Annotated in this window: 9 protein-coding genes; 7 read left to right on the top strand and 2 right to left on the bottom strand. The window is 65.0% G+C overall.

The genetic code is table 11. The features are described from left to right. The first annotated feature begins 50 nt into the window (after positions 1-50). The gene (locus EOA28_RS17495) at positions 51-674 is read left to right on the top strand and encodes an FMN-binding negative transcriptional regulator (protein ID WP_127251715.1); all 624 of its coding nucleotides are present in this window, start codon (positions 51-53) and stop codon (positions 672-674) included. Between the two features lie 43 nt (positions 675-717). On the opposite strand, the gene EOA28_RS17500 is transcribed toward EOA28_RS17495, so the two are convergent. Both EOA28_RS17500 and EOA28_RS17505 read right to left on the bottom strand, forming a co-directional pair. After that, positions 718-2,043: an aspartate aminotransferase family protein gene (locus tag EOA28_RS17500; protein ID WP_127251716.1), complete on the bottom strand. Its 1,326-nt coding sequence runs from the start codon at positions 2,041-2,043 to the stop codon at positions 718-720. Beyond that, positions 2,040-2,930: a MurR/RpiR family transcriptional regulator gene (locus tag EOA28_RS17505; protein ID WP_127251717.1), complete on the bottom strand. Its 891-nt coding sequence runs from the start codon at positions 2,928-2,930 to the stop codon at positions 2,040-2,042. Before EOA28_RS17505 ends, EOA28_RS17500 begins: the two co-directional genes overlap by 4 nt. A gap of 79 nt (positions 2,931-3,009) precedes the next feature. On the opposite strand from EOA28_RS17505, the gene EOA28_RS17510 reads away from it, so the two are divergent. From EOA28_RS17510 to EOA28_RS17535, 6 genes are all read left to right on the top strand, one after another. Further along, positions 3,010-3,837 (top strand): 3-keto-5-aminohexanoate cleavage protein, encoded by an 828-nt coding sequence (locus EOA28_RS17510; RefSeq protein WP_127251718.1) that lies wholly within the window; start codon positions 3,010-3,012, stop codon positions 3,835-3,837. A 119-nt stretch (positions 3,838-3,956) separates the two neighbouring features. Next, entirely contained in the window at positions 3,957-4,709 is a 753-nt protein-coding gene (glnH, locus tag EOA28_RS17515; RefSeq protein WP_127251719.1) for a glutamine ABC transporter substrate-binding protein GlnH, read from the top strand. Positions 4,710-4,779: 70 nt separating this feature from the next. Next, on the top strand, positions 4,780-5,436 hold the full coding sequence (gene glnP / locus EOA28_RS17520; protein WP_127251720.1) for a glutamine ABC transporter permease GlnP: 657 nt from the start codon (positions 4,780-4,782) through the stop codon (positions 5,434-5,436). After that, positions 5,433-6,161, top strand: a complete 729-nt coding sequence (gene glnQ, locus EOA28_RS17525; RefSeq protein ID WP_126061996.1) for a glutamine ABC transporter ATP-binding protein GlnQ — start codon at positions 5,433-5,435, stop codon at positions 6,159-6,161. Before glnP ends, glnQ begins: the two co-directional genes overlap by 4 nt. Then, positions 6,151-7,209, top strand: coding sequence for a C45 family peptidase (locus EOA28_RS17530; protein WP_127386350.1), 1,059 nt, complete (start codon positions 6,151-6,153; stop codon positions 7,207-7,209). The genes glnQ and EOA28_RS17530 overlap by 11 nt, the downstream gene beginning before the upstream one ends. Positions 7,210-7,219: 10 nt before the next feature. After that, a partial coding sequence (locus EOA28_RS17535) for a MurR/RpiR family transcriptional regulator (protein ID WP_148670745.1) occupies positions 7,220-7,864 on the top strand: 645 nt, incomplete at its 3' end.

Raw genomic sequence — 7,864 nt, forward strand, 5'->3', positions numbered from 1 at the left:
GTTCTAAGCAGGCCGGATTTCAGGCATTTTATGCCGCAAGGAGTTTTGCGATGTACACGCCACCCGCCTTCCGCGACGACGACAGGGAGAGCCTCACGGCAACGATCCGTGCCGCGCGGCTGGCGACGCTGGTCACCGCCACGGCGGAAGGACCGCTGGCGACGCCGCTGCCGCTTTTCCTCGATGACAGCGAAGGCGAGCACGGCGTCATCTACGGCCATGTCGCGAAGGCAAACCCGCACTGGCGCGTGCCGGCCCTGGGCGACGGCCTGGCGATCTTCATGGGACCGGACGCCTATGTGACGCCGGCCTGGTACCAGACCAAGCAGGAGACCGGGAAGGTGGTGCCTACCTGGAATTACGTCGCCGTCCACGCCCATGGGCCGATCGAGTTCTTCGAGGACGCCGACCGGCTGCTCGAGGTGGTGACCCGCCTGACCAACCTGCATGAAGGCGAGCGCGCCGCACCCTGGGCCGTGTCGGACGCGCCTGCGGATTTCATCCAGTCGCAGCTGAAGGGCATAGTCGGCCTGCGCATGCCGATCACGAAGCTCGAAGGCAAGCGCAAGATGAGCCAGAACCGCAACGCGGCCGATCGCGCCGGCGTGCTTGCCGGCCTGGCGGCGAGCGAGCGGCCGTCCGACCGCGAGGTCGCGCCGCTCATCCCGCTGTGAACCGCGCGACCGGCTTGGCCCGACGAACTGATCGGCTGATTGGTTAGCTTCGCAATGCCTGGCCGATGGCATCGCCGAGACGCTCGACGATCGCGTCGATGGCTGCGACATCGCAGATGAAGGGTGGCGCGAGCAGCACGTGGTCACCACTGGCTCCGTCGATCGTGCCGCCCATCGGGTAGACCAGAAGGCCGTTCGCCATGGCCGCCTTCTTGATGCGCGCATGCAGCTTCCGCTTCGGATCGAAAGGCTGCTTGGTGGAACGATCCTCCACCAGCTCGATGCCCATGAATAGGCCGCGCCCGCGAATGTCGCCGATATGAGGATGGTTGCCGAAGCGCTCGCCGAGCCTGCGCGCCAGATGCGCACCCATCGCCTTCACATTGTCGAGCAGCCTGTCGCGGGCAATGACGTCCTGAACGGCGAGTGCGGCGGCACAGGCCATCGGATGGCAGATATAGGTGTGGCCGTGCTGGAAGATGCCCGAACCATTCGCGAAGGCGTCGAAGATCTTGCGGCTGAGCAGCACCGCGCCGATCGGCTGATAGCCGCCGCCAAGCCCCTTGGCGATTGTCATCAGGTCGGGAGCGACGCCATCCTGCTCGCACGCGTGCAGCGTGCCGGTGCGGCCCATGCCGCACATCACCTCGTCGAGGATCAGGAGGACGCCGTAACGATCGCAGATCTCACGGATGCGTCGGAAATAATCCGCCACCGGTGGCACCGCGCCCGCTGTCGCCCCGACCACCGTCTCGGCGACGAAGGCTATGACCGTCTCCGGTCCGAGCTCGATGAGCTTGTTCTCCAGCGCCTGCGCAGCGCGAGCGGCATAGTCCTGGTCGGTCTCGCCGGTCTCCTGGAAGCGGTAGGCGAAGCAGGGATCGATGTGGTGCGTCTCGATGAGCAGCGGCCGGAACTGGGCGCGGCGCCACTCGTTGCCGCCGGTCGCCAGCGCGCCAAGCGTGTTGCCGTGGTAGCTCTGCTTGCGCGCGATGATGTTGCGGCGCTGCGGTTGTCCGATCTCGACGAAATATTGCCGCGCCATCTTGAGCGCCGCCTCGACCGCCTCCGAACCGCCTGAGACGAAATAGGCATGGCTGATGCCGGCCGGCGCGTCGGCGACGAGCCGGTCGGCAAGCGCTTCGGCGACGTCGCTGGTGAAGAAGCTGGTGTGGGCGTAGGCAAGCGTGTCGGCCTGCCGATGCATGGCGGCGATGATATCGGGATGGCCGTGGCCGAGGCAGGAAACCGCGGCGCCGCCGGAGGCGTCGATATAGGCGCGCCCATTGCTGTCGAAGAGCTCGATGCCCTTGCCGCCGCTGGCGACCGGCAGCACAGCGTTGATCTGGCGATGCAGGATATGGGTCATGATTTCCTCCGGCCGCGCGGCGGCAAGATGTGGATGTCGAGTTGCGAGAGCTGGTCGTCGGTGCGGCGGATGGCGGCCAGCGCCTTGTCCCCGCCTTTGCCGGCGACCAGCGCCACGAGGATCTCGCCGACGACGAAGGCCGGCGCCATGGCATGGAAGAAGGACGGACTTTCCGTCGGCACCAGCACCGACAGGGCCGCCAGCCCGACGAGCGGCGACACGGCACTGTCGGTCAGCGCGATGACCGGCACGCCATCCGCCGCGGCGCGGCGGGCAAGATCGACGGTGAGCCTGGTGTAGGGAGCGACGCTGACCACAAACAGGACGTCTTCGGCGGTCGCGAGGCGGATGGCGTCGGTGCCAGTTCCCGAGGCACCGTCCAGCATTACCGCCTTCTCGCCGAGGAAGGACATGACATAGGAAAAATGCGCGACGACCGGATGGCTGGAGCGCAGCCCGAGGCAGAATATTCGGCGTGCTGCGTAGAGCCGCTCGGCCGCCGTGGCAAGCGCGTCGAGCTGTTCGGGCTCGCCCTGTCGAGCGATCTGATCCGCCAGCGACCGCACCATCTCGGCGGCCAACGCGCGGTCGCCGACCTCCTGCTGGTGCGCGAGCTGCGCGCCGGCTTTGCCGGCAAAGCCGAGCTCACCCTGCCGCATCGCATTGGCGTAGAGCGAGCGCAGAGGCTCGTAGCCGTCGAAGCCCAGCCGCTTGGCGAGACGCACCATCGTCCAGGGCTGCAGACCGGCACGACGCGCCTGCTCGCGCATCGACAACAGCGCGACGTCCTCGGGATTGTCCAAAAGATAGCGGGCCGCGTCCTGCAACTGCGAGGGCAAGCTGTCGAAGGCCTCGACAATGGCATCGGTAAGTGGCGCGCGGATCATGCCACGACCATAGACGCGAATGGATGATCGTGCAATATATGTTGCATAGATTATCAATATGCAACAAATGGAGCAGTCGATGCCGAACCAGAATCGCCTGGCGATCGCCGTGGCGCCCAACGGTGGCCGGCGCACCAAAGCCGATCACCCGGCCCTGCCGATCACCCCAGTTGAGTTGGCTGATGTGGCCGCCACCTCGCTCGAGGCCGGCGCCGCCATGATCCATGTCCATGTCCGCGACCGCGACGGACGCCATCTGCTCGACGCCGATGCCTATCGGGCCGCGACCGCGGCGATCAGGGCCAGCGTCGGCGACAGGCTCGTTCTCCAGATCACCAGCGAGGCGCTGGGTATCTATCGGCCCGAGGAGCAGATGCGGGTGGTGCTGGAAGTCCGCCCCGAGGCGGTTTCGCTGGCCTTGCGCGAGCTCGTGCCCAACCCGACGCATGAAGCGGCTTTCGCCTCGTTTCTCGAAACGCTGCGCGTGGAAAAAGTCACGCCGCAGATCATCCTTTATACGCCCGAGGAGGCGAGCTATCTCGCGGCGCTGGCGGGTCGCGGCCTGGTCCCCTTCGACAATCTGCCGGTCCTCTATGTCCTCGGCCGCTATACGGTCGGGCAGACGTCCCGGCCCGCCGACCTGCTCCCCTTCCTGGCGCCTGGCATCCCCGCAGCGAGGCACTGGATGGTCTGCGCTTTCGGCGACCAGGAAGCAGCCTGCGTGACGGCCGCTGCTCTGCTCGGCGGACATGCACGCGTTGGTTTCGAGAACAATCTTTTTCTCCCTAATGGGACGCTGGCTTCCGGAAACCAGGATCTCGTCTTGGCCACAAGGCTGGCAGTCGAACCCTGCGGGCTCACGCTCGCTGACGCGGACGCGTTGCGAACCCAGTGGTCGGATGCCTAATGCGTCGGCACTTTGCAAATATGAAGTGCATCTTGTATCATGATGCATTTATGATTTGCACCACCGGATCGACGGTGTTACGCTTCACGGGCAATCCAACAAAAAGGGGAACCCGAAAAATGAAGTTCGCACTCGCAAGCCTCACCGCCGCCGCGGCCGTCGCGGCAACGCTCACTTTCGGCCAGCCGGCCTTCGCCGACGACCTGATCGTCGCGACCGACACCGCCTTCGTTCCGTTTGAGTTCAAGGAAGGCGACAAATATGTCGGCTTCGACATCGACCTGTGGGCCGAGATCGCCAAGGATATCGGCGTGACCTACACACTTCAGCCGATGGACTTCAACGGCATCATCCCGGCGCTGCAGACCAAGCAGGTCGATGTCGGCCTGGCCGGCATCACCATCAAGGACGAGCGCAAGAAGGTCATCGACTTCTCTGACGGCTATTACGACAGCGGCTTCCTTCTGATGGTGCCGGTCGATAGCACGATCAAGGGTCCGGATGATCTCGTCGGCAAGACGCTTGCCGTGAAGACCGGCACGTCGGCGACCGACTATGCCAAGGAACATTTCGAGGGCACGGAACTGCGCCTGTTCCCGAACAGCGACAACGCCTATCTCGAGGTCGCGACCGGCCGCGCCGACGCCGCCATGCACGACACTCCGAACGTGCTCTACTACATCAAGACCAACGGCCAAGGGAAAGTGAAGACCGTCGGCCCGCAGATGATGGCGCAGCAATATGGCATCGCCTTCCCAAAGGGCAGCCCGCTCGTCGCCAAGGTCAATGCTTCCATTGCCAAACTGAAGACCAACGGCACTTACGCCGACATCTACAAGAAGTGGTTCGGCACCGAGCCGCCGAAGAGCTGATCACCGGTTTCCCGTTGGATCTCCCGGCGCGCCGGCATGGCCGGCGTGCCTTCCCTGAAGGTTGGCTCTCATGGATTTCGACTGGTCCGTCATCTGGCAGGCCTTGCCCGAGCTGTTGAAGGGCGCCCGCCTCACCGTGATGATCGCGCTCGCCGGGCTTGCCGGCGGCCTCGTCATCGGCTTCACCGCCGGGCTGGCGCGCGCCTATGGCAACATCGTGCTCAACGCCATCGCCATGATCTATATCGAGATCATTCGCGGCACGCCGATCATCGTGCAGGTGATGTTCATCTATTTCGCGCTGCCGATCCTGGCAGATGTCCGCATCAATCCGCTGGCGGCGGCGATCATGGCGATCATCATCAATGCGGGTGCCTATATCGCCGAGATCGTGCGCGGCGCCTTCCTTTCCGTCCATCGCGGCTTGCGCGAGGCCGGCCTGGCGCTCGGCCTGCCGTTCTGGAAAGTGCTTTTCTACATCATCGGCCCGCTTGCCTTCCGCCGCATGATACCGGCGCTCGGCAACCAGTTCATCGTCAGCCTGAAGGATACCTCTCTGTTCATCGTCATCGGCGTCGGCGAGCTCACCCGGCAAGGCCAGGAAATCATGGCGGCCAACTTCCGTGCCGTCGAGATATGGTCGGCTGTGGCGATGTTCTACCTGATCATGACCGGCACGCTTACGCTCATCCTGCGGCTGACCGAAAAGAGGATGCGCATCCTGTGAGCATCGTGGCGTTCAACAAAGTCACCAAGCGCTTCGGCCAGGTTACCATCCTCGATCAGGTCGATCTGTCGATCGAGCCCGGCGAGAAGGTGGTGCTGATCGGCCCCTCCGGCTCCGGCAAGTCGACGCTGCTTCGCTGCATCAATGCGCTGGAGGAGATCAATGGCGGCGACCTCGTCGTTGACGGCATCAGTGTCAAATCCGGCGGCCGCAAGGTCCGCCTGATCCGCCAGGAAGCCGGCATGGTCTTCCAGCAGTTCAACCTGTTTCCGCAGATGACGGCGCTGGAAAACGTCGCCTTCGGTCCGCGCCGCGTGCGTGGCGAGACGCGACAGGAGGCACGCAAGCAGGCGCTGGAAATGCTCGCCAAGGTCGGTCTTGCCGAACGGGCACATCACTATCCGAGCGAGCTTTCGGGCGGCCAGCAGCAGCGCGTCGCCATTGCGCGCGCGCTTGCCGTCAAGCCGAAGCTGATGCTGTTCGACGAGCCGACCTCGGCGCTCGATCCTGAACTAAGGCACGAGGTGCTGCGCGTGATGCAGGCGCTGGCCGAGGAAGGCATGACGATGATCGTTGTCACCCATGAGATGGCCTTTGCCCGCAAGGTCGGGACCAGGCTGATCTTCATGGAAGGCGGCAAGATCGCTGTTGACGGAGAACCGCGGGAGCTGCTTGCAAACCCGCAAAATCCTCGCTTGAAAGAGTTTCTGCAGCATGTCGCATGACGCCGGCCGCCGGCTTTCCTTCATCGATGTCTCGGGGCCGCCCTACGACGTCGGGGCTGCTCTCGGGCACTTCGGCCGAGCGGCGCTCAACGACCATTTCCAGACGTCCGCCGCATGGCGCGAGCTAAACGCTCGGCGCGCCGATCCACGCATCGGCATGATGGCGACGATTGTGCGGGAGCGGTTCCCCCGATACTGGGCCGAGCTGCAGGGCCTCGCCGACGGACTTGAATTGGCTTTCGACGACGTCTTCCTGTGGAACTGCCGCGGCGACATCTGGGCAATGGCGCCCGATGGCTGCACGACGGTGCAGTTACCGGGGTCCCCGCATGTCATCGGCCACAACGAGGACGGCGACCCGGACTTCGCCGGCCATTGCGCGCTGGCCCATGTGACGTCCGAAGGCGGCAATCAATTCACAGCCTTCGTCTATCCCGGCTCGCTGCCCGGCCACACATTCGCGGCCACGTCAGCGAGGCTGGTGCAGACGGTCAACAACACCAGGCCGCTGGCCGGCGGCGCAGGAGCGCCGCGCATGGTGCTCGCCCGCGCAGTGCTCGACGCACCGGACCTCGACGCAGCGCTGGCCCTGCTCAAATCGGTGCCCCGCGCCGGCGCCTTTCACCTGACCCTGGCCCAGGCCTGCGACGAGCGGCTGCTCAGCGTCGAGTTCACCGCGCAGGCGCTATCGGTCGATCGCGTCGAGGCGGCGCGTGTCCACTCGAACCACCTGATCCATGCCGACACCGGGCGCATGTCGCAGATCGTCACCGGTTCGTCCGGTGTGCGCCAGCGACGAGGCGAAGCGCTGCTGAATGAGACGCCTCAGTCCGAGCCGCAACGCCGCGCACTCGGCATCTTGTGGGACGCGGCCGACCCGGAGCTGCCGATCTATCGCACCGACCCGGCCGACAGCGATGTCGAGAACACGCTTGCCAGCGCCGTCTTCCGCGTCGGGGCTGACAAGGTCGAGTGGGCTGTCTACGATGCGGCACACGAAGCAGTGCGCTTCGACATGCGGGATGGGCTGGTCCCTGTCGCGGGGTGAGCGGGAAACAATGCCAGAGGAAGCCGTCGCGGAGCCGCCGCGCACCATCGAGGATCTGAGGGCGTTGGCGCTCTCGGTCGGCCGCGACGAAGCGGGTTTTTCCCTCGGCTCCAAGGCGCATGATGTCTTCGCCAAGCTTGTCGAGGCGCCCGAACAATCGGCGGTCCGCACGATCTCGGAACTCGCTGATCAATTCGGCATCAATCCGTCGACACTGACGAGACTGGCGAAGCGTCTCGGCTTCGAAGGTTTCAGCGATTTCCAGGCCGTCTTCCGCAAGGCGATCGCTGACGACCAGCAATATTTCTACAGTCGCCAGGCCGGAAGGCTGATGACGACGCCTTCGGCAGGCGGCGCCGAAGTCGAGGTCTTCGAGCGGCTGGCACGCGAAACGGCGGCGAATGTCGACGGCTTCCTGGGCCAGTTGGACAGCGCCTCGCTGAAGGGCGCGGTCGCGCTGCTGGCCGAAGCGCGGCGTGTGCGCGTGCATGGCGTTCGTCAGTTCCATTCGCTGGCGAGCTTCCTCACCTATTGCCTGGGCATGGTGCGCTCGGACGTGGCTCTGCTCGATGCGCCGCGCCTCGGCGTCGCCGAGGCGCTGTCGCAGCTCGAGCCGGGCGACGTCGTCATCACAGCCAGTTGCGCGCCCTATACG

It is taken from the genome of Mesorhizobium sp. M2A.F.Ca.ET.067.02.1.1 (assembly GCF_004023285.1).
GTDB lineage: Bacteria > Pseudomonadota > Alphaproteobacteria > Rhizobiales > Rhizobiaceae > Mesorhizobium.

Excerpts from the sequence above, each read along its gene's own strand:
- EOA28_RS17495 (WP_127251715.1), top strand. The coding sequence starts at position 51 with ATGTACACGCCACCCGCCTTCCGCGACGACGACAGGGAGAGCCTCACG.
- EOA28_RS17500 (WP_127251716.1), bottom strand. The coding sequence starts at position 2,043 with ATGACCCATATCCTGCATCGCCAGATCAACGCTGTGCTGCCGGTCGCC.
- EOA28_RS17505 (WP_127251717.1), bottom strand. The coding sequence starts at position 2,930 with ATGATCCGCGCGCCACTTACCGATGCCATTGTCGAGGCCTTCGACAGC.
- EOA28_RS17510 (WP_127251718.1), top strand. The coding sequence starts at position 3,010 with ATGCCGAACCAGAATCGCCTGGCGATCGCCGTGGCGCCCAACGGTGGC.
- glnH (WP_127251719.1), top strand. The coding sequence starts at position 3,957 with ATGAAGTTCGCACTCGCAAGCCTCACCGCCGCCGCGGCCGTCGCGGCA.
- glnP (WP_127251720.1), top strand. The coding sequence starts at position 4,780 with ATGGATTTCGACTGGTCCGTCATCTGGCAGGCCTTGCCCGAGCTGTTG.
- EOA28_RS17530 (WP_127386350.1), top strand. The coding sequence starts at position 6,151 with ATGTCGCATGACGCCGGCCGCCGGCTTTCCTTCATCGATGTCTCGGGG.